General features: G+C 47.3%; 18 protein-coding genes. 10 read left to right on the top strand and 8 right to left on the bottom strand.

The annotated features are described in order from the left end of the window. Nucleotides 1-605 precede the first annotated feature (605 nt). Complete coding sequence (locus IPK84_03115; GenBank protein ID QQS15334.1) at nt 606-1,424, top strand: hypothetical protein; 819 nt, start codon at nt 606-608, stop codon at nt 1,422-1,424. Between the two features lie 38 nt (nt 1,425-1,462). Here IPK84_03115 and IPK84_03110 read toward each other — a convergent pair whose 3' ends face one another. The 5 genes from IPK84_03110 to dnaA form a co-directional block, all read right to left on the bottom strand. Continuing rightward, nucleotides 1,463-5,197: a hypothetical protein gene (locus IPK84_03110; protein ID QQS15333.1), complete on the bottom strand. Its 3,735-nt coding sequence runs from the start codon at nt 5,195-5,197 to the stop codon at nt 1,463-1,465. Between the two features lie 509 nt (nt 5,198-5,706). Continuing rightward, the gene (locus IPK84_03105) at nt 5,707-6,024 is read right to left on the bottom strand and encodes a hypothetical protein (GenBank protein ID QQS15332.1); all 318 of its coding nucleotides are present in this window, start codon (nt 6,022-6,024) and stop codon (nt 5,707-5,709) included. A 3-nt stretch (nt 6,025-6,027) separates the two neighbouring features. Next, nucleotides 6,028-7,167, bottom strand: coding sequence for a DNA polymerase III subunit beta (gene dnaN, locus IPK84_03100; GenBank protein ID QQS15331.1), 1,140 nt, complete (start codon nt 7,165-7,167; stop codon nt 6,028-6,030). Between the two features lie 129 nt (nt 7,168-7,296). Next, a complete protein-coding gene (locus IPK84_03095; protein QQS15330.1) occupies nt 7,297-9,210 on the bottom strand; it encodes a DUF4173 domain-containing protein in 1,914 nt (637 codons plus the stop codon). A gap of 96 nt (nt 9,211-9,306) precedes the next feature. Then, nucleotides 9,307-10,866 (bottom strand): chromosomal replication initiator protein DnaA, encoded by a 1,560-nt coding sequence (gene dnaA, locus IPK84_03090; GenBank protein QQS15329.1) that lies wholly within the window; start codon nt 10,864-10,866, stop codon nt 9,307-9,309. 173 nt (nt 10,867-11,039) lie between these two features. Between dnaA and rpmH the strand changes: the two genes are divergently transcribed. The 9 genes from rpmH (at nt 11,040) to IPK84_03045 (ending at nt 18,982) form a co-directional block, all read left to right on the top strand. Further along, nucleotides 11,040-11,174 carry a 50S ribosomal protein L34 gene (gene rpmH / locus IPK84_03085; GenBank protein QQS15328.1) on the top strand — a complete coding sequence of 45 codons (135 nt, stop codon included), beginning with the start codon at nt 11,040-11,042 and terminating at the stop codon, nt 11,172-11,174. 10 nt (nt 11,175-11,184) lie between these two features. Beyond that, the gene (rnpA, locus tag IPK84_03080) at nt 11,185-11,541 is read left to right on the top strand and encodes a ribonuclease P protein component (GenBank protein QQS15327.1); all 357 of its coding nucleotides are present in this window, start codon (nt 11,185-11,187) and stop codon (nt 11,539-11,541) included. Between the two features lie 219 nt (nt 11,542-11,760). After that, nucleotides 11,761-12,546: a membrane protein insertase YidC gene (locus tag IPK84_03075; protein ID QQS15326.1), complete on the top strand. Its 786-nt coding sequence runs from the start codon at nt 11,761-11,763 to the stop codon at nt 12,544-12,546. A 138-nt stretch (nt 12,547-12,684) separates the two neighbouring features. Next, nucleotides 12,685-13,173 (top strand): hypothetical protein, encoded by a 489-nt coding sequence (locus tag IPK84_03070; protein QQS15325.1) that lies wholly within the window; start codon nt 12,685-12,687, stop codon nt 13,171-13,173. A gap of 156 nt (nt 13,174-13,329) precedes the next feature. After that, nucleotides 13,330-14,787 (top strand): flippase, encoded by a 1,458-nt coding sequence (locus tag IPK84_03065; GenBank protein ID QQS15324.1) that lies wholly within the window; start codon nt 13,330-13,332, stop codon nt 14,785-14,787. Continuing rightward, on the top strand, nt 14,784-15,653 hold the full coding sequence (locus tag IPK84_03060) for a glycosyltransferase family 2 protein (protein QQS15323.1): 870 nt from the start codon (nt 14,784-14,786) through the stop codon (nt 15,651-15,653). Before IPK84_03065 ends, IPK84_03060 begins: the two co-directional genes overlap by 4 nt. Then, nucleotides 15,643-16,455, top strand: a complete 813-nt coding sequence (locus IPK84_03055; protein ID QQS15322.1) for a glycosyltransferase family 2 protein — start codon at nt 15,643-15,645, stop codon at nt 16,453-16,455. The genes IPK84_03060 and IPK84_03055 overlap by 11 nt, the downstream gene beginning before the upstream one ends. Beyond that, the gene (locus IPK84_03050; GenBank protein ID QQS15321.1) at nt 16,452-17,714 is read left to right on the top strand and encodes an O-antigen ligase family protein; all 1,263 of its coding nucleotides are present in this window, start codon (nt 16,452-16,454) and stop codon (nt 17,712-17,714) included. The genes IPK84_03055 and IPK84_03050 overlap by 4 nt, the downstream gene beginning before the upstream one ends. A 29-nt stretch (nt 17,715-17,743) precedes the next feature. Next, nucleotides 17,744-18,982: an O-antigen ligase family protein gene (locus IPK84_03045; GenBank protein ID QQS15320.1), complete on the top strand. Its 1,239-nt coding sequence runs from the start codon at nt 17,744-17,746 to the stop codon at nt 18,980-18,982. On the opposite strand, the gene IPK84_03040 is transcribed toward IPK84_03045, so the two are convergent. Genes IPK84_03040 through IPK84_03030 form a run of 3 tightly spaced genes read right to left on the bottom strand, consistent with a single transcriptional unit; the run spans nt 18,964 to nt 21,768 of the window. Further along, on the bottom strand, nt 18,964-20,121 hold the full coding sequence (locus tag IPK84_03040; GenBank protein QQS15319.1) for a hypothetical protein: 1,158 nt from the start codon (nt 20,119-20,121) through the stop codon (nt 18,964-18,966). The two genes, IPK84_03045 and IPK84_03040, sit on opposite strands and share 19 nt — an antisense overlap. A gap of 7 nt (nt 20,122-20,128) precedes the next feature. Further along, nucleotides 20,129-20,833 carry a hypothetical protein gene (locus IPK84_03035; protein QQS15318.1) on the bottom strand — a complete coding sequence of 235 codons (705 nt, stop codon included), beginning with the start codon at nt 20,831-20,833 and terminating at the stop codon, nt 20,129-20,131. Nucleotides 20,834-20,856: 23 nt separating this feature from the next. Beyond that, nucleotides 20,857-21,768, bottom strand: a complete 912-nt coding sequence (locus tag IPK84_03030; protein QQS15317.1) for a C40 family peptidase — start codon at nt 21,766-21,768, stop codon at nt 20,857-20,859. Between the last annotated feature and the right edge of the window lie 295 nt (nt 21,769-22,063).

Below are 22,063 nucleotides of genomic sequence, written 5' to 3'. Positions count from 1 at the left end.
CTCCCGCGCACAATCGCGTCACACCTCTACTCGCGGCGACTCCGGAATGATTTCCTACTGGAAGAAATACATTCTATAATAGTCAGAGTCTCGCCCGATTCTTTCCAGTGTTGTCTTCCGCCCACCTTATTCGCCTATCTTCCATCCGATCCATCCCTCTTGAAGGAAAGCATCAAATGCACGCGAACGAAGTGGAAGCGGAAATGAACTTCTTTTCGGTCGTTGCCGGAAAGAGAGGTGCAAACGAGTGGTGTGGGAGGTGCCGGATCAGTGAGAACAGATGGTAGAAAAATTATGTTTCCTCTGCCCGGCTTCGCCCATATCTTTCTCTCGCTTGCAGGTCTCTTTTCGAAAACCCTTCGAGCACTGTCTTGTTCATGGAGTGTCAAATGAACTTGTCTCTCTTACTCTTTCAGCTTGACACCACAGTATAGCGCAGATAACAGTGTTTGTCAATACTTTGTGGCAAGTTATTTGATAATACATGAAAATAGCTCCTTTCAAACGTAATATTGGCTTATTTATACGATTATATAGTCACAGATATTTGACAATACGCAGGTATTTTGCTACACTAGAAGTGTCAAAATATTGTAAACTATCCTATGTACAGTCAGTCGCTCGAGCATGCCGGGCTTCGACCGGAGCAAGCTATTCTCTATGAAGCGCTCCTCAAAAAGGGGTCCTCTTCGGCAGGCGCACTCCACAAAGACGTGCCCCTGAAACGCGGACTCGTGTACAAAGTGCTCGATGAGCTCGCTGAAGCAGGACTCATCGATCGTCGAGAAGAGCCGGGAAAAACCACGCTCTTCGAAGTACGGCACCCATTGAGACTCAAAGAGCTCGCCGAACGACGTGAAGAAGAAGCAAAAAACGCCAAGCTCGCGCTTGAAGGCGTTTTACCGGCTATCATCTCCGATTACAACCTCGTCTCAGGAAAACCGGGTGTTTTGGTGTATGAAGGAATCGATGGCATCAAAACAATTCTCGAGGATACTCTCGATCACAATCCGGAGAAAAAGCTTTTTACTTTCTCAGATCTTGCCGGATACATCGGGTCTCCCGAACTCCGAAAGTGGAACAAAGCACACTACGCCCCAAAAAGAAATCGGCTCGGTATTTACGAAAAGGCTATCGTTCCCAACACCGAGGCCGCTCTCGAGTTTCTCAAGGGCTATCAAGCAAGCGAAGTCACCGAGATACTTCTCCTTGACCACAAGGCATACCCCTTCAAGACCGAAGTCAATATATACAGTGGGAAGGTATCTTTCGTCACCTTCTCGGAAAAGAGTCTCGTCGGCGTCCTTATAGAAAACCAGGAAATATATGAGACATTCCGATCACTCTTCAGTTTCATATGGTCATTTGGCAGAAAGCATTGCCAAGATATTCAGCCAAATTGGACGGAGCGGTTCAGCGCATAGCAGCACACGTGCAAGACAAACATGGACAGCCCCCGCTTCTACACTGATGGTGCAACGATATATTTCTGGATGAATCGCAAAACATCGCTAAGCGTCTCTGATTTTTGGCAACGCATGAGAAGTGATGCGCGCGTTTCACCAAGAGATTGAAAATATTCTTGCGGCGCGGATTCAAGTGATTTGAAATAGTGAAGGAGAAGTGGCTTCAGAATATTCTCCGCATATTCTCGTTGTTTTTCTGACGAAAGCGTCAGAATCTTTCCCGAGAGCACCCCTTGCGGCAGGGCTACCACTTGATCCTCGAGGAGGATATCCGCTTCACTCGAAGGGAAATAAGTACTGTACGGCTCCTTGAATACCAGCCGCTCTTCCTCGCCCTTTTTCCCAGCGCTCCGCCATCCGAAACTCCGGGAATCTGCCGGCATGGGGAAAAAATTAAAGGCGATGTTTTTCTTTTCCGATTTTGTCAAAACTCCCTGAACAGTCGGTTTCTGAATAGACAGGAGCGATTTCCTTGCCGCGCCCATATATGCCTGCCCGGGCATACTTCGCTCTTCTTCCCGCGGCGTATTGATGCGATTTGCCAGCGCCTCAAGGATATCCCTCAGAACCGGATCGAGCTTCTCATGCTCATTCACATCAAAGAAGTCAATACCTTGCTTGGTTGCATACGCCTCCATATTTTCCAAAACCGCCGCAATCATATCATACCGCGCTTCATTTGGATGACTCAGCTTCAAACCATCCGTAGAAAGAATCAGAGCAAGCTCTTCAAGAGCATAGGGCAAGACGGCTTCTCTCATCTTTCCGGATTCATTTGCATTTTCTGATTTTTTTGCAACTGATTCACCAACCATTCCCAGGAACGCCGAGCGCCATACCGGTGTTTCGCTCAACTTTTCAAGCAGTGTCAGATATTTCTCAAACTTCTCATTCTTCTTCTCCGTATCTTTGAAAAATTCTTTGGAGGAAACGATGCGAATGTTACTCAAGCCAAACGTTTGAACAATTCGTTCATACTGTTCGCGTTCCACCTTCCCGATAGCCCGCGCACTCTCCAAAGCTTCTTCGTGTGTTTTTCCATAAAGCACCTCGTAATTCAGCGCCTGCGTCTCATCGCATACGGGAAGAGAAATCTCTCGGCCCTGATTGTTAAGCCAAAAGAGAAAATTATAGAGATCGATCGGCTTCGCACTTTTTCCCCCTCCCGCCAATACCCTTTCCCATTTTGGAAGTTCTTTCGAAATACCTACCGGGAAATACGGTGCTCGTTCGGATGAAGGAAGCTCTGGTCGGATACGATCGACAGCTTTTCCGAAACCCGCAAAAAACTCTTTCGGCAAAGCCGCCAGCTCGCGCCCATAGAGCACTGCCTCAAAAGCAGTCTCCATCCGCTTTCGCTGTTTGAGTATCTCAGTAAGTTTCTTGGTAATCGGTTGGAAACGCCTTGCTTGATATTCCGCCATTTTCAGGTACTTCTTAAGTGTTTCTTCATCAACGTCAGTCCGACTTCCTTCCCCTCTGAGATTTTCCGCCCATGAATACTCTCTCTCAACAAGAGTTATGAACTCTTGTATCAAGTTATTCCCACTGAGATTCGTGCGAATTAATCCTGCGTCTTTATTTTCAGGAAGAGCTTCTTGTCCCCATGCCAAATCAAAGCTACTTTTCATAGCCAGAAAATCTCCCATTGACTTAACATCATCGAATCGATTCGAGCTCTCAACATAGAGTACTTTCAATTCATCCAGAAGAGCATCGAGAGATTCGGAAATACCAAAAAATTCTTCAAGCAAATGACCTCGAGCTTCTTTATTTCTTCTTATTGATTCCGAAAACTGCGCCACTAGATCAGGAGTTGAAACAGCATTATCTGACCCATCAATTGCCTCTCCAATATCCCGCAGAAGTGTGTTCGCTTCCGCAATCAGCGCGCCCACTATTCGCTCTTCCGTCAGAGACTCGGAAGAAAATGTATCTTTGTATATAGCAAATATTCTTCTTGCCTCTTCTCGAGAAACATCAACCAGCTCCGCATACCTCGCAAATACCGCATCCGCCGCTTCTTTTGGCAATTTCTCACCAATGGAAAGTATCGCTTCCCCCATTTCTGCTTCACCCCGCTCAAGAGAGAGAAACGCATGAAAGCCGTTTTCACCATACTTACGCAGGAAATCAAGAAGGTGCTCCTTTTTTTCCTTCGAGGAATGCTTGTAGTAGATGAGAAATTGCCCTTGCTCAAAAAATGAAAGGTTGTTGAAATACAGACCCGTTCTTTCATAAAAAAACTCGTCATAAAATCCGAAATAGTTTTCCTGAAACTCCTTAAGATATTTTTCCCTTTGTTCGCGCTCTTTCTCAGATTCATTCTCACGCCCATGAAACAGAGTTTCATATACAAATTCGTGCACCACGGGTCTCACAACTGCAGTGCGCTCGGATGCATCTCTACCGATGTCTCCGATATTGAAATAGTTTTTCAGGTTTCTCGATTCATCAAAAATGCCCACATCTCCATTTGGCGTAAGACGACGAACAAAATACTCAGGGTTGTTTAGTTCACCCAAATCATATATTCGTTCAAGATACCGCACTCCTTCTTCCGATATTCCTATATTCCCAAATTCGAGACGATACAGTATCGCAGCAATAGCATTCTTATTTTCTGTCACGTTCGATCGAAGTACGCCAAGAAGACGCGACACCGCAAGCGTCGGATTCTGCTGAGAGAGCACCTCGGCAACTTTATTGGCAAACATCGGGTTTCTGCTTTTTTCCCAAAAGCTCACCACGAGGTCAACAAGCTGGTCAGCATTTCCTCTTATATCTTTTATTCTCTCAAGAACCGCTAGAATCAATTTGTGAAAAGGGTATTCTTCCAATGATCCGCCCCCTAGCACCGTTGTGTTCATTTCGTATTCAAAATCACCTTGAGATATGTTGTATGCTCCTGCTGGTTGATACGTTTTAAAAATCATCGAGTGAGCTTCATTTCTAATCTGACCAGGAGGCAGATACCTTGCACTCTTCATGATATTCAAATATCGAGATTTGTCTCGTTGAACGCTTTCCTTGGTAAAATCAGAATTAAACACCTCTTCGAAAACCAGATCATTGTGAAATTTAGCAAGACAAAAACGAAGAAAATCAATTTGTTTCAACTCCGGCAATTTCACATACGCATCATTAAATAAGACAGCCGTATCCATATATCGGTCACTTCTCGCCGAAATGTCACGCGCATCAGAAAGTGCTCGATGATAGCCCTCAATAGCTCCTCCAAAGCCCGCCTTTGCTTCCTCTGAATATTCATAGCCTTCACGCATAAGAACTTGGTCAACAAGCTCCCTGCGTTCAGCTATTTTTCGAGCTTGCTCCAAAGAATCACCATACATGTCTTCTTGTCGTGACGATGTGTTTTGCTTTGCAAGAAGCGTAAACAAAGACCACATTTCAGAAGATTGGAGGTGACTGTCATCAAAAAATTCATACTTAATAACATTGAGATCCAAAGGAAATCGAGAAAAATACCTTGTACACATTGATGGCTTAGTTCGCAGATCTGTCGCAGCAAATCGAATAATTCCCAAGCGCTTCCCTAAAGGATATTCTTCAAGTCTTTTCAAGCCTGATTCGGAAAAGAGTTCTTCAGGATCCGACAGAAAAACCGTGTTCCATATTTTGTAATTTTCCTGCCTATTGTTTGATTCCTGCTCCTGTCCATAGGACACAATCGCATCATCAATCTCCTTTTCTTCCTCATCAGAAGACATTTCAAATGGAGAATCTCTATCAACATCCCTTTGGTTAGAGGGATTTGAATTAATTCTCTCGGATTCGTATTTTGGCAGCTCGAAACTCTCCATATCTTTTATTTCCATTGTATCACCTCCGTAGGACATTCGGGGTATGCCGAGATATGATGGAGATCTGAAAGCAGCCCAGCACAAGAGAGACAAAAAAACAGAGGCCTTCGAGCCTCTGTTTTCGAGTACTGAAAAATGAAATATTTCCGGGTGGGACGGCAATCCCGAAGATCACTCCGGAACCGCCGTTCCGCCAAGAAATACCGTCGGAAAGAGCACTGGCACGTACATATCCTCTCTCATTTGTCAACGCTCGAGTGTAGCATAGACACTAGTATTTGTCAATGCTCATTGATACTTATCGGTCTTCATCTCAAGAACAGCCTTGCATACGGAAAAATGAGGCTTTTCTATGCCTGTTTTGTCATATCTGCAAGTTGTTTTCATTGGCAAGATTCTTCGCCAAAAGCCGATGTCTATCCTCGTCCGTATTCATTCGAAGCCTTCATGTCAACCACCACATCCGCCCCCTGATCAGTGAGTCGCCGGAGAAAATCGTTTCGAAATGCTCCCATTTCTTCCACCCAGAGACTGCTCTTGCAAGACAAAAGGATTTTCCGTCCGTCGAACGAGCGCGGCACCACCGATGCGACGCCGCGATTGCCATATTCTTCCTCGCTACTCTTTGGCGCCAAAAAGATCACGGTCTTCTCATCGATTGCGCGCGACGCCTTCTTGCGCGGCGCCGCATCCTGACGGTATTTCGAATCGAGGAAATTCGCAAGCGATTTCATACCCTATTTCTGTATCGGCATCATAATATAGGTAAAACTCGATCGCGGCGTATCGCTGTCGACCATAGCAAGCGCAACCGGCGTCCCGGAGGTGTTCCCGCGAAAAACAATCGAGGGAGTCTCCATAAAGCCGACACCGTCAAGGAGCGACTTTGGCGGAAAGACAACGCGAAGCTGTCCATTGCCCGCAAGAAACTTCGCTGGGACTTCCGCTTGTTGTTCACCAACACCGCTCGAAACCGCTTCGACACGCACCGTGCCCTCATCAGCAGCCAGGTCGATTGCAATTTCTCCGGCAGCAAATACACTGGCTATTTTGAGTGATCGCAGAAATACTTCCTTCTCAAGAATCGCAGAAAATGAAAATTCTTGCGGCATAATCTGCCGGTAATCCGGGAACTTACCGAGAATAAGGCGCGAGATCACTTCGACACCTTCCATTTCAAAGAACACCTGATTCTCATCGAGCGTCATAGAAAGAGTTTTCTGCGTCGGACTGATAGCGCGAGACACTTCCATAAGCGTGGTCGCCGGGAGAATAAGCGATCCGATTGCGCCGATTTCCGAGAGCATGTCTTCATCGAGAAATGTCTCGATCGGCACGATTTCTTCCGCGAGACGAAAACTGTCTGTCGCCGCAAGCGCCAGCTCTTTCTCAGAGAACAAGAAATTCACACCGGTAAGCTCCAGGCGCGTCTCCTGTGTCGCAACGCACGGCAAGAGCCGGGAAAGGGCCGTGCGAAACGCCTGTGCCGGAAGCTCTATTGACTTCGTACTTTTCTTGGCGGGAATAATCGGAAAATCCGTTGCTGGCAAGCCTTTGATTTTCACGCGGTATCCGCCGCATGAAATGGATAGCGACTGCGCGGTTTCTTCGAGCGTAGCCACTTCCGTCCCCGGGAGATTCCCAACAAATTGCGAGAGCACCTTGACCGGCACCGTGAGACTTCCCTCCTCTTCCACCTTGGCGCCGACGCGCGCTATGATGCCGATTTCGAGATTGGTCGCCGAGAGCTTGAGACGGCCCGATTCCGTCTCAAGAAGCACATTTGCCAAAACCGGAAGCGCGCTCTGTCTCCCCGCCGCGCGCTCCACCGCCCCGATCGCCCGCTTCAAATTCTCCTGCGTACACATGATTTTCATAGGCATTTCGTATAATACATAACACGTACTGCGTTCTATATAACAAAGAGATTTTTGAGCGCGCATCGCGTGGAGCTCCTCTCACGCTTTGGCCTGTTTCAACAGCAGCTCTGGATCAATTCGCCTTTATCACTTGCTCAGTACCAGACTCTCAAGAATACCTTCCACTGCTCTTTTAGTGTCCCTGGTATATCTTGCTTCAATGGCATGTTCACTATTCCAAGATTCCGGATATGCATCCAGCTTGATAACAATCACTCCATTACCGTTCAAGGACTCCCAAACGGTTTTTATCCCCGTAAGATGATCACTTAGGCGTGTGATACGTGGCTTTATGGAGTGATCAATTGTCAGTCGTGCATTTCCTATCGGCTGAATGGAAACATCCGTTTTTTCATCTTTATAGAGATGTATACCCCTCTTTTGATTCTTTTCAAAATCAAAGAGTTGTATGATTCTCCATTCCTTATTTGGATATTTCACTTGGAACGAAAAATCCGTGTCATTGTATCGTGTTTGAGTATCTTCTGGGAGCGTTGGTTCGGGTTCGGACGGTATGGTTTGTTCTTGAAGTGTGGTGCATCCCTCAGTTTTTTTCCATCTCTCGGGAACACGTATATCAGCAAAATTCGCTAAGTTCTTTTCATACCACTTTTTTCTCGCTACGGTACGCATTTCCCTCTCGGCCCAATAGCACCAATCCCCTTGCCATCCCTCATCCCGACGGTATGTCGCCACTAAAGGGAGAACATCGTATGAAAGCATTCTGAGTTCGTTCATCTTGATCCTAGAATCAGCTCGACGCGACATCTCCGCGTTAAAAGAAAAGATGATTCTTTCCACCGGCATTATCGTGGCGATTCCATACATCCAGAGCAATGAGAAAATTAAATGTTTCGCAAGATTGCCTCCGCGACGAAGAAACAGTTTATACGACAACCATGCAAAGAGAATAGCACAGTATATCACTGTATATGAGGCGAAAAATTTTTCATAACTCAGACCATAGAAGAGAATGTAGAGAAACATCCGGTGCCCAGCCGAAATCAAGAGAAGAAATGAAGCAATCGTAAACGCTTTCAGTATGTTCTGAACTCCTGTATTGGTTTTCTTAAAATATCCGAAAAAGAAAATGATGTTTATAACCGAAAGAAGCAGAAGTTGCCAAAAACCACTCTTCACCAACTGTTCGGTTGACTGGAAATCAACCGGCAATTGATTCACCCAAAGATAGGGGAGTTGCAGAGCTATAAATACAACATAAATCATGAGCACTCCCCCAAGGACGATCCCCGAAATGACCGGATCAAGAACGGTTTTCTGCGGCAACGACTGACCCTTCATGTCGTCTGATCGTCTCTCGAAAGAAAGGAAATAGCCTATAATGAGCACTGTGGCAATCGAGGCAAAAGCGATTCGACCCATATATCGAAAAGACAATACCTGATAGAACCAATCAAGAACGCCCCGCATAAGCACTGCAAACTGCGGATCAACTGAAGACAACAGTGGAATGAAAACAGTAAGAGCGAGAATAGAAAAGAGAAGAAGACCCAGAACAACTCGTGAGAATATTTTCTTATTTTCCCCTTCGGTCGAACGCCACCTGCCGCACACCAAAGAGACAGCTGCTTTCAACTTAAAAATGAGTGTCATTCTTCCTATTATCGAAAGAAGAACAAACCATATATCAATAGTTTTTGTGGGGAGAAGCGCATAGCCAAACACAACACTCATAATAAGTGGCAACAAGAGAATGCTCACAATCTTCAGATAGGGGTTTTCCCACAGTGAAAAGCTCAAAGCAATGAGCACTACGGGAACAATCCAGAGAGCGTGTTTTTTCCAATCGGTTATTCTATAGGAGGCAAGGAAGAGGAGTACAAATCCAAGAATAAATACCGTACTATTGAATCCAAGCGCATCGACGAAGGTGGACCAAAAATTCCAAAGCGCTATCACAAAATATACAGATAACGAAAATGACCCGATAACCAGAGCATTCTTTCCCAATACAGCGATTTTTTGCGTCTCAACTTTCATAGAAGAGTTCTTTAATAATCTTCAAATTTCAGGCGATAAAAAATATTTGAATTTGAAAATTTCGAAATTATTGCACAATGAAACACCTATCATTCCTCACTCCCGATACAATCGCTCGCGCAAACTCACGATGTCTTCTTTGAAGCGCCCGTCTTTTTCCATGTCTTTTTGAATACGCTCAACGGCATGCAGTACGGTCGTGTGGTCGCGTCCGCCAAAGTGCTTGCCGACGCCCGAGAGCGAGACGTCGAGTTCGGTGCGGGCAAGATACATCGCCGTTTGTCTCGCGAGCGCAATCTCTTTCTTTCGACCTTTCTTATACAGCTCCTCTTCGGCGACGTTGTAAAATTCGGCCGCTGCGCGTGCGATGGTTTCGATTGTCACCGCTTGCTTGTGCGCAGTAATAATCTGCCCGAGCACCTTGGCGACATAGGCGGGCGTTGGACGGACTTTCTGAAACTCCGCCGATACCAAGACGCGATTCAAAGCGCCCTCAAGCTCGCGCGCATTATTCGTGATATTCTCCGCGATAAACCGGATACAATCTTCCTCGAGATTTGTCCCTTTTTCGAGCAACTTAAGACGAAGTATCGCCATGCGAGTCTCGAGATCGGGACGACTCACATCGGCAATCATGCCGCCTTCGAAACGACTCTTCAGCCGATCCTCTATCGTTGGAATCGCCCGTGGCGTTCGATCACTGGTAATAACCACTTGCTTGTTCAACTGGTGAAGATTGTTGAATACATGAAAAAATTCCTGCTGGGTTTTCTCGCGACCGGAGAGAAATTGCACATCGTCGATAAGCAGTATGTCAATTTCCCGATACGACTGTTTGAAGTCCTCCATGGTCTGATTTTTCAAATGATTGATCAGTTCATTGGTAAATTGCTCAGACGTGGTATAGCGCACTACCAAGTCCGGATTATTCTTCCGCGCTTCATTGCCGATCGACTGCAAAAGATGTGTCTTCCCCACACCTACCACGCCATATATGAAAAGCGGGTTATAGAGCGTGCCCGGACTTTGAGATACCGCAAACGACGCTGCCCGCGCGAGCTCATTGTTTTCACCGATAATGAAATTCTCAAATGTATATCGAGGATTGAGATTGGACGCAACCGGTCGACGAGGCAAGGAGGGAGCTGTCTGGATTGGCGCGTCCTGACTGATTGTCGGACGGACCGGCAGTATGCCGGGAGGCAAGTTTGACGCCGTCTCTTCTTTCGCAACAATGTCAATTTTCTTTACTTCAGAAGACTGGCGCTGAGAAGCGCTTTCCCACGGCTTTTCAAGAGTATCCACATACCGCGCAAGCGCCGCATGGTCATCTGACTTTGGTGTCAACGGAGCATGATCACTTACGCGCACAGGTGCGGCAACCGATGGTTTGGCATTTACTCCGTCGGATGCCGTACGAATAAAACAGGAAATTTCTCGAACGGAAGCATCTTGTTTCTGAAGCGCCTGCAGAATAATGTGATTGTATCGATTTTCCAGCCATTCCTTGGTAAACGGACTTCCGACAGCGATGCGCGCTATGCCGTTTTCCAGGGAAACAAGTTCGGTATTCAAAAGCCATGTCTCGAAATTTGCTTTTGAAACAGACAATTCCAACTCCCCCAAAACGGTTTTCCAGAGTTCTTCTTGCTTCATAACGCTTCACGCCCCCTCTTTGTTCCAAAAAATAGCGGGTACTTTTCCACACTACACCACTTTGATATTCCTTGTAAAAAGGGTTGTTCACAACTTGTGGATAACTGTGACGTTTGACTTTTTCCGCCTTTTTGATACACTTCGAAATACTTTTTGCATCAGCACAGCGTCTTATGAAGCGAACATATCAACCCAAAAAACTGCGACGGAGCCGTCGGCACGGATTTCGCAAACGAAGCGCCACCGTTGGCGGGCGAAAGGTTCTTGCCGCACGAAGGCGAAAAGGGCGAAAGAAACTCGCAGTATAAACAGCGTACTATGCTGCCGAAAGCGTACCGTTTATCTGATCACGCAGAGATACATCGTGTGTTTCGTCTCGGAAAGAAGGCTTATGGAAGCCTTTTTTCATTCATAACACTCCCGAATTCCCTCGAAAAGAGCCGGTTTGCCATAGTAGTCAGCAAAAAAATAGCGCCGCGCGCCGTTGACCGGAATCGCATGAAACGACTTGCTCGAGAGGCACTCCGCATTCGGCTTACACGCCTTATGCCCGGATACGACACGGTGGTCGTTTCTTTACAGAAAGCACCCAAAAAGCCAGACCTCTCGACAGTTGCCCGCGATATAGAAAGTCTGCTTCACCGCACGCACCTGGTATCGGATCGAAAGCGGTAATGAGAAACGGCGGATTCCTCACGGTCTATAATTTCCAAAGTTGTGGTACAGTGAGAGAATGAAAAACCAGAAAAACGTACGAGATTATTCATCGCATACGAAACGGCAGGGTCATCCGATTCGGACGAAATGATGTTATTTGACAGCAATCTCACCAAAGATCACCTCGATACAAAAGCTTATTGAGCGATAATCATTCCCTTTTCATACTATATTTTCATGTCCGCACTCTTTCACTCCGGCGTATACCAGCCGATATACAATCTTCTTGTCTTTCTCTACGACATCATCCCGGGCGGAGACTTTGGCATTGCCATCATCATCGCCACCCTCCTCCTCAAGACCGCGCTCTTTCCACTTTCTCAAAAACAAATCGAGTCGCAAAAGAAAATGCAGGAGATCCAGCCGAAGATAAAAGAACTTCAAAGAAAACACAAGGGCGATCGGGAGAAGCAGAGCCGCGCCATGATGGAATTCTACAAAGAAAATAAGATTAATCCGCTCTCCGGCTGCCTCCCGCTCATACTTCAGCTTGTCGTGCTTATCGCCATCTATCGCGTGCTCTTTAATATCTCCAATTCCGGATTCAGCGTCTCGACCGAAGATCTCTACACCTTCATTTCCAATCCGGGAGACATCCATCGATTCTTTCTGGGCATTCTCGACCTTTCCAAACCCAGCATACTGCTTGCCGCCACGACAGCTCTCGCTCAGTATTACCAGATGAAGATGATCATGGATCAGCGGCAAACAGAAAAGGAGTCGGAAAAATCCGTGCCCGCAAAAGAGTCGAAAACGCCGGAGGAGCCGGATTTCAACCAAATCATGACCAAGCAGATGCTCTATATCGGTCCCGGACTCACGCTCTTTTTCGGCATCACCTTCCCTTCGGGACTCGCCCTCTACTGGCTTGTATCGACACTCTTCATGATCGCGCAACAGCAGCACCTCTTAAAGAAGCAACCGTCAAAAAAGCGTCCCAAACTACCTGCTATTCCAGCCTAGTAATCCCTTACAGTTCTTCGAAATTCTCTGGATAGCATCCGGTTCTCAGCTCTTTTCATCGTGGCTCAACAATGGTATCTTCTCTATACAAGGAGGGAAGAGTCGCTCTGCGATTCATAACCACATGAGAAGATTTCTATGGATACCCAAAGAGCCGAAACCGTCCGATCCCTCGTAAGCGAAATACTCGCCAAGATGACTCTGCCGGCATCGATTGCCATCGAAACACCGACATTTCTCCTGCAGGGAGAGTTTGTTTGTCAGATTTCCACCGCTGAAGGATCGAATCTTCTCATCGGTCAGCGCGGATTGAACCTTGAAGCACTGCAAACCATCGTGCGCGCATCGGCGCGAAAAAAGCTTGATGGTTGGGCAAATTTTTCATTGGATGTCAACTCCTATTGGAAAGAGAAAGCTGAAGCGCTCTTTACCGAAGCAAAAGAAATCGAATCGAGAGTAGCAACAGAGAAAACGCCGGCTTCTCTCCGCCCCATGACTCCTTTTGAACGAAAGTGTGTCCATATGGCACTCGCTGACTCCTTGACTGTCACTACCGAAAGCTCCGGTACCGGCGAACACCGAAAAGTCATCATCAAGCCAAAAGAAGATATTGGAGATGCTCTCTAAATATCCGGTGGTTTCCATGCCGCTCACCCGACTTCTCTCTGATTTCACTATTCTCGATATTCATTGGCTTTACTCGGATAACGCGGATTGCAGAGAAGATCATCTTTTCTGATTTCCTCTTGAACTTTGTCGCTTGACATTCATTGACTCCTTTCCATGCCACTTGCTCGACGTATTGCGTATAATGTCGTCTTCAATTCCGTTGCTAAAATCGCATCGACGGTTTTGGCATTGGTCGCTATCGGATTCATAACACGATATCTCGGCACCGAAGGTTTTGGAAACTACGCAACCGTATTGGCGTTCTTCGGACTCTTTGCCGCTCTCGCGGATTTCGGACTTTCACCGCTTCTTACACGAGAAATCTCTCGAAAAGACGCGCCCGAACAAACCATCGTCGGCAACGTCGTCGCACTGCGCATTGCCAGTTCCTCCTTCATTCTCGGAATCGCTCTCATTGCCGTTCCTTTCCTGCCCTATGACCGAGAGCTTCGCATCGGCATTATCATCGCCGCCATCGCCTTTGTTTTTGCCTCTTCCTCCGGAATATTGAATGGCATCTTCCAAAAGCGCCTTGCCATGTTTGAAGTGGCAACAGTGGAGTTTCTCGGGAAGTGTCTCCAACTCGGCATTATTGTTGCCGCCGTTTCTTTTGACTGGGGATTCGGAGCCATCGTTTTGGCCTTGCTCGCCTATATGGTATTCAATGCCGTATCACTTTTTTTTCTCAGCCAAAGACTCCTTTCTTTTCATCTTTCCTTTGATGTCTCCTTCTGGAAAAATTTCCTCCGCGAGTCACTTCCTGTCGGCATGATCTCCATCGTATCCTTCGCCTATTTCAAAATGGATACGATACTTCTCTCCATACTCCAAGGAAGTGCCGACGTTGGCATCTACAATGCCGCCTACAAAATCATTGAGAACCTCACTTTTTTTCCTGCCATGATTGCTGGGCTCATTCTCCCGCTTTTCTCCCGATATATCTTTCACGAACCCGAAAAATTCCGACTCGTCGCTGACAAGACATTCAAGGTATTTGTCGTCTTCGCCGCACCAATAGCCATTGGCGGATTCTTCTTGGCGGAACCACTTGTTCTCCTTATTGGCGGCCCGGACTTTCTGGCTGCCGCATTGCCGCTTCGCATCCTCATTTTCTCCCTCGCCGCCATATTTTTCGGCAACTTCTTCAATGCCATATTGATCGCCGGGAATCTTCAAAAACGATTACTTGTTCTTCTCTCTGTTGTTGCTTTCTTTAATATCATTGCCAATCTCCTCCTCATCCCGCAATACTCATTTGTTGGCGCTGCCAGCGTATCTCTCGCCACCGAAGCGGCTGTGGCTCTCGGAACCGCATTCCTCGCCCTCCGATTCCTTGAATACCGCCCCGATAGCCATGGGATTGTCCGGATACTTCTCTCTTCTGTCATTTTGGGAATCTTCCTGTTCGTATGCGCGTCACTTCCCTTCATTGTACGACTTCTTGGCGGCATCGCAGTCTATCTCATCGCCCTCTGGTCAACAGGAGGTATTAGCATGGACGAAATAGCCCCCTTACTGTTTCGAAAATCCGCCCCGAGAGAGGATATTGAAACAGGTTCACCTCCTCTATGAATCGATCTCCGCTCGTCTTCATTTTGATACTCAACTACAACGGGCGCGCTACACTTCTCGATTGTTTGCGCTCGGTGTTTCATCTCGATTACCCGCTCTTTCGCGTAGTCGTGATCGATAATGCTTCCACAGATGATTCCTTCGAACAAGCACGAAAAACATATCCGAAAGCCCATTTCATTCGAAACTCCGAAAATGTCGGTTTTGCCCGCGGCATCAATGTTGGCATTCGATTTGCCCTCGACCAAAGGGCTGAGTATATCTGGCTCGTCAATCCGGATACGAAGGTTCCAGCAGATTCTCTACAACAACTCGTCCCTGTTCTTGAAAAACATGCGAACGTCGGCATGGCTTCTCCGCTCATCACCTATCCAAAAAGCTCGTCGGTCTGGTTTGGCGGCGGAAAAATATCCTGGCTCCGGATGCGCGCCACACATATCCCACCACGAAGTCTCGACACGCCCTTCGAAACCGGTTTCCTTTCCGGATGCGCGCCGCTTATCAAGACTTCGGTTTTTCGCATTGTCGGGCTTTTCGACGAACGATTCTTTCTCTACTATGAGGATGTCGATCTCTCATATCGAGCTAAGAAGTTGGGATTTTCCATTATCGTCCATCCGAGAGTTTCCATAGAGCACTCAGAGGAAAGCACAGGAAATCCTGACAAGACATACTGGCTGGTCCGTTCGGGACTCTTCTTTTTCAAAAAGAACACATGGCTTATCGGACAGCCGTTCTTCTGGCTCGCCTTCGGCCTGCGAAGACTGTGGAATACGTTTCGTCTGAAACGCCTGAAAAACACAAAGAGCACTTCGATCCTCTCCGTACGAGATGCCTTCAGAGACTTCTGGAAATATGGATACTAGCACGACGCCGAATCCGCCAAAATTTTCTTTTATTATCGTAAATTACCAAAGCGCCGCTCTTCTCCCGGCGTGTTTTTCATCATTTCAAAACATCACTGTTCCCGGAAAATACGAGTGTATTGTCGTCAATAATGATCCTCGCGAGCAACCGGCGCTCCTCGATTTGCAGAAGAAATTCAATTTCACTTTGCTTCCGCTTGATGGGAATCGCGGCTTCGGCTTCGCCACCAATCGCGGCGCCGAACATGCCCATGGCAGCATTTTGGTCTTTCTCAATCCGGACGCACGGTTTCTCTCGGGAAACTTCTCAGATATCGAAAATGCATTCAAGCGTCACCCATCGCTCGGAATTATCGGCATGAAACTCTTCATAGAACCGGAAAAGCCTCAACCATGGAGCACCGGGGAATCAATCTCTCTGCTCAGCATCGTCCGCAATCACCTCGCTCTGTCCGTAAGCACTCCTCTTTGGAACGCCACGAAGCCACAAAAAGTCAGCTGGGTAAGTGGTGCCGCACTTGCCATACCTAGAACCCTCTTTTTCCGCATTCATGGTTTCGACGAACGATTCTTTCTCTACTATGAAGATGTCGATCTCTGCGCTCGAACAAAGCAGCTTCGGAAGAACATCCTTTTCATGCCGCGCATACGCGTGCTCCACCGAGGAGGAGGCAGCATGGAGGGCGCTCAAGCACTTCAAAAACGAGCCTACTTCGCCTCCCAAGATCGATATTTCTCCCTACATCGCCCCTACCACGAGCATCTTCTTTTGAAATGGCTCCGAAAACTTTTCCGACTATGATCCGATTCCTCTTTCTCCTGTTTTTCGCCACACTTCCCTTTCAGTTTGCCCTGAGTCCGCTCCCCGGCATTGATCTTCACATATCGAGACTCTTCGCTCTGGGACTTTTCGGACTTTGGCTGATACGGTCATTCATACGCCGATCATTATCCATTCCCACCAAACCAGAAACATGGCTTCTCTTCGCCGTCTTTTTTCTTTCGGCATTTTCCCTTTTCTTTGCCGAAAATGCCTCATGGGGAACTCGGAAACTCTTCTTTCTCCTCTCATTTCTTCCGACACTTCTCATTGCCTCTTCCTTACTTCGTACCACTCCTGAAAGAGAAGCGTTCGTTCGAGCACTCACCGGTGGCGCCGCACTCTCGGCGTTGGTTGGTATCGCGCAATTTCTCCTCCCCTTTGTCATTGGTCTTGATCCGGCGATACAATTCTGGCAGCACGCCGTCATTCCCCTCTTTTCCGGGCTGACTTTTTCCAACGTGGTCACTGAATATTCCAGCATGGTCGTCAATATTGGCGGGACCAATTTCCTCCGCGCAAGCGCCTTTTTCCCTGATCCGCATATTGCCTCGTTCTTCTGGGGCATGTCGCTCCCCCTTTCGATTGCGCTCGCCTTTCAGTCCAAGCGCGACCAGGGAAAAAAGTCGCGATTCTTTCTGTTCGCAACAACATCTTTATTGATACTTCTCGCAGATATACTCACCTTCTCCCGCGGTGGATACGTCGCCCTCCTCGCCACCCTTTTTGCTTCACTGGCCATACGTTTCTCAGATCTGATTCGGAAACACACTCTTCCACTTCTCCTGTCCGCAGCAATCTTCGTACTCGCACTCATAATTCCGACTCCGCTCTCCGAAAGACTCGTTTCCTCTCTCGACCTTTCCGATCACTCGACAAGCGGCCGCCTCGCCATATGGGCCGAAGCAATCCATATCATCGAACAACACTCTCTTACCGGTGTCGGATTGGGAAATTATTCCAATACAGTACTTCCTTCCGCTCACTACCGAGAACCGCGTTACGCGCACAACATATTTCTCGATATCGCCGCTGAAACCGGCATCGCAACAGCACTTACATTCTTCCTCGCAATTTCGCTCGTACTCATACAATCACTTCTACAATATCGAAACCGCCCCTTCATTTTTGCCGGCGGGTGCTCGATTCTCATTTTCTCCATCCACAGCTTTTTCGAAACACCTCTGTACTCGGTCCATATCCTTCCACTCTTTCTCAGTCTTCTGGCTTTTATCCCGTGAAACACGCACGCATACCCATTCTGACGAGCATGCTCGCAACATTCCTCCTGATCCCGTTCGAAGGAGCTCGGTTGGTTTTTTTTGGCGTGCCAATGTATTTCGTTGAGATAACCACCCTCGGGTGCGGCATGGTTCTGGCAGCAATGCTGTATTCTCGATACCGTCAAAACGACCGCACAGCATATTCCGCATTGCTTCCACCGCGTCACATCACCGTTGGCATATTCACACTCCTCGGAGGCGTCACACTCTCCATTCTCGCCGCACTTCCAGAGAGCGCTCTCTGCACGCTTTCGTCCGAGACACTCCTCACGGCACTCGGCATATTAAAATCTTGGTTTCTCTTTCCAATCTTCTTCGGGTATACGATTTTTCTCATCTCTCAACGATATTTTTCGCGCGATAACATCCTGTTTATTTTTGCCCTATCTTTCCTCCCGTTTTTCCTCTACTCGTCTCTCATGTGGCTTTTTGGAAGTTATACAACCTACGACGGACGATTCGAGAGCATCTTCAATTCTCCAAACGCATTCTCGATGCTCCTCACGCCAATTCTCATTCTCTCCTGGTATTTTCTTCGAACACAAAGAACGATTTTTTGGTTTTTCTTTTCTTTCTTACTCATATTTCTTCTCTTCTTGACGCACTCGTACTCAGCCTGGCTCGCCACCTGCATCGCCCTCCTCTTTTTTGAAGCTATACATCAACGCCCCACGCCGAAAACTCTCGGCATGACGCTCGGCATAGCAGCATTCCTTCTCGCTCTGTTCTATTTTACCTACGGAAATACTCCCCGATTCGAACACTTTTTCAGTCTCGACTCACGGTCATCGTTTGCATCGCGTGTCATGATCTGGCAATCCGCCGGAAAAATACTGATTGATTCGCCTGTTTTCGGCATAGGTCCGGGAAATTTCCAGAGTTGTTACCTTGCGTATCAGCAATTCTTTCCGCCCTATCTCGAATGGTCCGTCCCCGAGCCGCACAATATATTTCTCGCATTCTGGCTTGGGAGCGGCATTATCGGGCTCATTTCCTTTTGTTTCCTTATTTTCGCTTGGCTGCGACACATTGCCATATCGATATCAAAAACAGAGAACCCCTCGGTTCCCTGGATATTCACCGCTCTTATGATCGCTTTCCTCGTGCACGGACTTTTCGACACGCCCTACTGGAGAATCAGTCTGTCCTATCTTTTCTGGATCATATTTTTTCTCGGAATCGCCCCTGAGAAGTGCACACCTACGTCTTACAAAAGAATTCTATAGATTCGCCCATCATGACGATTCCGAAAAAAGAGCATGGTTTCATCAGCATCAAGCACCAAGTTCTCGGCATCATAGTTCTGATCGATATCGTTTGGATCCACAATGCGCGACTTCTCACCCGTCTCTACGTCCACTTTCCAGAATGTGTCCGCCGTCAATATCGGCTTACGATAGTAATCGTTTGGCAAAATACTCCCCGCTGGTATCGACCCGGGAAGCGCGTAGTACACAAACCGGCTATTCTTCGACCACACCGCCTTCCCCGCAAATGATGGGACAAAGAGATTGGTATACCCTCCGCCTTGATCATTGAGCAACGCGAGCGAAATACTCGTACTCCCCTTCTCTATGGAGTCAGACACAAGAATGCGTGAACCATTCGGCGCGAACAGGTAATCAGCGCCGTAGTTAGCGGAAAATATTTCTTTCATTTCACCGCCCACAATCGGCAATATCTTAAGCGATGTCCGCTCAAACGCATTGCCACGATTCCAGACAGCAACGGTCGAACTCTTCGGCACCGGGCGCATCTCGAGAAACTGAAACGACGTCTCGCCGATCACGGACCAATCCGACCCGTCGGGATTCGCAATATTGAGCGTCCGCTTCTTCGTCTCCGGATCGAAGTACTTGTACACAATACGATCCCCAAGACTGGTCCAGGCAGGACTCTCTATGCCCGACTTCAAAAGAGTTGTCGATGACGCATCAGACTCGTTACCCTTCTTACGACTAAAAAGCACCCATTCGGTATCACCCTTCTGTATCAAAGCCTTCCCGCCATCCGGCGACCACACAATGTCGCGCGGCACAAAAGAAAACGTCTCTACTGTCTTCGGCAATCCCGTCACCAGAAACGTCTCTTTGAGTGCTTTTTCATCCGGTACCAGGTAAAACAGCGCGCGATCTTTCACGTCAAAGAATGGGGCAACGCCCTCGCCATCAGTCAGCGGAGCTATTTTTTTATCCTTCACCTCCGCACTCTGATTTGACGTGTCCGACTCAGGCTCATTGGGAATCACCGCAACATTCGGCACCTTCCCCTCAAGCGGATTGTTCTTGAACAAAAAGTTGTATATCAAAAAGAACAGGAGCAATACCCCAAACAACACCGCCATGATAATGAAGAATTTCTTCATAGAGACTTCACGGAACAAGTGAAAAAAGTTCCCGAGAGGCTTCAAACAAACTCTCCTTTGATGTTGTCAGAATGACATATCCATCAACAACGCCATAATAAATACCTCTCTTCTCTGTGCCAATTGTTACTTCGGAACTTTTGTATTTTAACCCCAAATCCGTAGCCAAAGAATATTCTTTACCAAATTGTACGTACTGATTAGCATCTTCCACGGACAGCGGATCTTGCGGAAAGAGAACTCCGCGCAAATCTTTCAGCATATGCGGACTCCATGCATCCAACTTTGTAAGAGCATCTTCGTAAGAATTCCCTGAATAGTTCTCCAGATGTGCAAAAGACATGTATATGCCGCAGCTTGGGACACTGCCACCCTTATAGCAGAAGACATCGAAATCCTGTTGACTCATGTAGTGAATAAATGCTTCTCCTTCTGAAGAAATTGATCCATCTTGCAGAAGAATTTTGTTGAGTGAAACAGGATAGACGTCCTGATGTCTATCAAAGTTCGCCCACAGCATTCCCTTACCGCCGTCATTGGAAATCGAATCGTAAAATTGTTTTACTGATGCATATGCTTGACCAATCTCTATCGAATTCACATTTCCGGACCGGGGAGGTTCCTTCTTACCAAGAAAGAAGATGCTGGCAGCAATAATGCTCAGTACAAAAATAATTGCAAAGAGGGCAAATTTTTTAAGTTTTTTTTGCATGTAAATTTTCTGGATCATATCGGCTAGCTTTTGCAGTATTTGCTTACCCGAAGAACCTTCAAACCTCCAGCAGAAGCTCCATCAGAAAACACATGAGCGGAATCTCGACCTTTCACAAGACCACTCTTCGTTGAGGCAGCAGCCGTATATGTGCTACAACCATCATTTTCACATAGCACCACATGTCCATGCGATCCGTTATTGTAAACGATAGCATCGCCGGATTTTAAACTGCTTTTATCGCCAATATCCTCAGCAACGGCCTTCATATTTGAAGTGCCGTCGGGAGGAACCGAACATCCGGCTCGCTTGTATGCAGAAACAACAAAGTCCGAGCAGTCTGTATGAGGCGGGCTGCCCTGGCAACCATTCCGAGGGATAGCTTGGCTATAATAACACGATGTGTTGTTGACCATCTTATACGCTTCACTCAAAACCTCGGCCGCGGAGCCACTTGTTGGAGAAGCTGTTGACGTGCTACTTGTACTACTGTTTGTTCCTATCGCTCCGGTCAATCCCGTCAGTTTCAAATTCGTCAAATCGCTGTTTATCGTATCAAGAAGAAGCCACGAAATAAGCGCAATCACCAGTCCGATCAGTGCGGAGTAGATTGTTTTCTTCGCCGTGCCAAGAAGTGCCGTATTCCCCGCACTCGAGAGATAGAGAAACCCGCCCACAACGAGCATAAAGAGCGCCGATATCGCCACAATCCACAGTGCCAGCTTGTAGAGATTCCCGAAATACGTCGCGAAGTCCCCGCTCTGCCCCTCAAACCCAGGCAAATTCTCAAGCGGCGTATAGTTGAGAGAGGTAGAGCCAGAAGAAGTAGAAGAAACCGAAGAAGAATTATTTGTCCCCTGTGAGTTTTTAGGATCGGTGCAGCAGCTTGTAGCCGCACCAGTACCGACTATATTGTCGCACTTACCAACTTTCACCCCTATAACTTCACCATTTACACTACATCCTCCACCAAGGGCACCGCTATCCCTCACGCAGACCCCCCCCTGAGCATGACAAGAAACATCGTCCACGGCTGTTTCCTGATATATTTTATCGCAACATAGAGTATTCCCCGAAGTGTCATCGCTACACGTTCCTATTTGCTGGAGACCATCACAAGTACTTTTACACTGAGCTGTTTTTGAAACATACACAAGACATTCAGCTCGTGTTGCAGGATTGGCTGAAAATGCCACTTTATGAGAAAACAAAAAAATAGACATGCATACA

The sequence above is a fragment of the Candidatus Moraniibacteriota bacterium genome (assembly GCA_016699875.1).
Lineage (GTDB): Bacteria > Patescibacteriota > Minisyncoccia > Moranbacterales > UBA1568.
The sequence above is the reverse complement of the archived record's forward strand: the minus strand, read 5'-3'. Positions and strand labels throughout refer to the sequence as shown.

What these genes read in the sequence shown, in the direction of transcription:
- IPK84_03045 (QQS15320.1), top strand. Translation starts at nt 17,744, where the DNA reads ATGCTCGCAACATTCCTCCTGATCCCGTTCGAAGGAGCTCGGTTGGTT.
- IPK84_03070 (QQS15325.1), top strand. Translation starts at nt 12,685, where the DNA reads ATGGATACCCAAAGAGCCGAAACCGTCCGATCCCTCGTAAGCGAAATA.
- IPK84_03060 (QQS15323.1), top strand. Translation starts at nt 14,784, where the DNA reads ATGAATCGATCTCCGCTCGTCTTCATTTTGATACTCAACTACAACGGG.
- rnpA (QQS15327.1), top strand. Translation starts at nt 11,185, where the DNA reads ATGCTGCCGAAAGCGTACCGTTTATCTGATCACGCAGAGATACATCGT.
- dnaA (QQS15329.1), bottom strand. Translation starts at nt 10,866, where the DNA reads ATGAAGCAAGAAGAACTCTGGAAAACCGTTTTGGGGGAGTTGGAATTG.
- rpmH (QQS15328.1), top strand. Translation starts at nt 11,040, where the DNA reads ATGAAGCGAACATATCAACCCAAAAAACTGCGACGGAGCCGTCGGCAC.
- IPK84_03035 (QQS15318.1), bottom strand. Translation starts at nt 20,833, where the DNA reads ATGCAAAAAAAACTTAAAAAATTTGCCCTCTTTGCAATTATTTTTGTA.
- IPK84_03110 (QQS15333.1), bottom strand. Translation starts at nt 5,197, where the DNA reads ATGTCTTCTGATGAGGAAGAAAAGGAGATTGATGATGCGATTGTGTCC.
- IPK84_03040 (QQS15319.1), bottom strand. Translation starts at nt 20,121, where the DNA reads ATGAAGAAATTCTTCATTATCATGGCGGTGTTGTTTGGGGTATTGCTC.
- IPK84_03055 (QQS15322.1), top strand. Translation starts at nt 15,643, where the DNA reads ATGGATACTAGCACGACGCCGAATCCGCCAAAATTTTCTTTTATTATC.
- IPK84_03115 (QQS15334.1), top strand. Translation starts at nt 606, where the DNA reads ATGTACAGTCAGTCGCTCGAGCATGCCGGGCTTCGACCGGAGCAAGCT.
- IPK84_03065 (QQS15324.1), top strand. Translation starts at nt 13,330, where the DNA reads ATGCCACTTGCTCGACGTATTGCGTATAATGTCGTCTTCAATTCCGTT.
- dnaN (QQS15331.1), bottom strand. Translation starts at nt 7,167, where the DNA reads ATGAAAATCATGTGTACGCAGGAGAATTTGAAGCGGGCGATCGGGGCG.
- IPK84_03095 (QQS15330.1), bottom strand. Translation starts at nt 9,210, where the DNA reads ATGAAAGTTGAGACGCAAAAAATCGCTGTATTGGGAAAGAATGCTCTG.
- IPK84_03050 (QQS15321.1), top strand. Translation starts at nt 16,452, where the DNA reads ATGATCCGATTCCTCTTTCTCCTGTTTTTCGCCACACTTCCCTTTCAG.
- IPK84_03075 (QQS15326.1), top strand. Translation starts at nt 11,761, where the DNA reads ATGTCCGCACTCTTTCACTCCGGCGTATACCAGCCGATATACAATCTT.
- IPK84_03105 (QQS15332.1), bottom strand. Translation starts at nt 6,024, where the DNA reads ATGAAATCGCTTGCGAATTTCCTCGATTCGAAATACCGTCAGGATGCG.